Origin of the sequence: Roseburia sp. 1XD42-69 (assembly GCF_003612565.1) — a bacterium.
Lineage (GTDB): Bacteria > Bacillota > Clostridia > Lachnospirales > Lachnospiraceae > Roseburia_B.
In genome coordinates this window covers 1-514 of sequence record NZ_RAZG01000279.1, presented here as the reverse complement: position 1 = coordinate 514, position 514 = coordinate 1, and the positions used below count along the sequence as shown (strand labels likewise).

General features: G+C 37.4%; 1 protein-coding gene. It reads right to left on the bottom strand.

The features are described 5' to 3' along the window. Positions 1-161: 161 nt before the first annotated feature. Positions 162-398, bottom strand: coding sequence for a hypothetical protein (locus tag D7Y06_RS25575; protein WP_330566618.1), 237 nt, complete (start codon positions 396-398; stop codon positions 162-164). Positions 399-514 lie beyond the last annotated feature (116 nt).

Below are 514 nucleotides of genomic sequence, written 5' to 3'. Positions count from 1 at the left end.
TAAGAAAGGTGGTGATGCCAACTTCTTTACATTCTACAATATAACCACTATATGAAAAAACAGCTGATAGCACCAAGGGGGAAGTCCGCCCTTTTTTAGTGTATTTTTATCATTCCTATCATCTATTATTGTTGGTTCAATGGCTTAATCTTGTTGTAATGTCATACCACTACTAAGTTGTTAACATTGGTTTCACAATCAGTAATAATTAAATCCGGTTTATCAGTGATAATGCGTAACACAAATTCAGCCAATGGAATGTTATCCTTGAAAAGACAACGCATAAAGTCATCATCGATTGGCCTTAACAAACGCAAACGTTGCAAATCTTCCTGATGTTGCTTATCCGTCACTGTCAATCTTCCCACCTGCTTTCCCTTCTGTTTTCGTATCTCCATACTACCATAAACCTCCTGATTTTACAAGCCGGGAGCCAGCGCATTTAGGGTTGTTTCACGAAAGATTCTAATGTGATGTTATATATCGTTTACCGTTGAATTTCATGTATCTCTCC

Coding starts and splice junctions, on each gene's coding strand:
- D7Y06_RS25575 (WP_330566618.1), bottom strand. CDS start 398: ATGGAGATACGAAAACAGAAGGGAAAGCAGGTGGGAAGATTGACAGTG.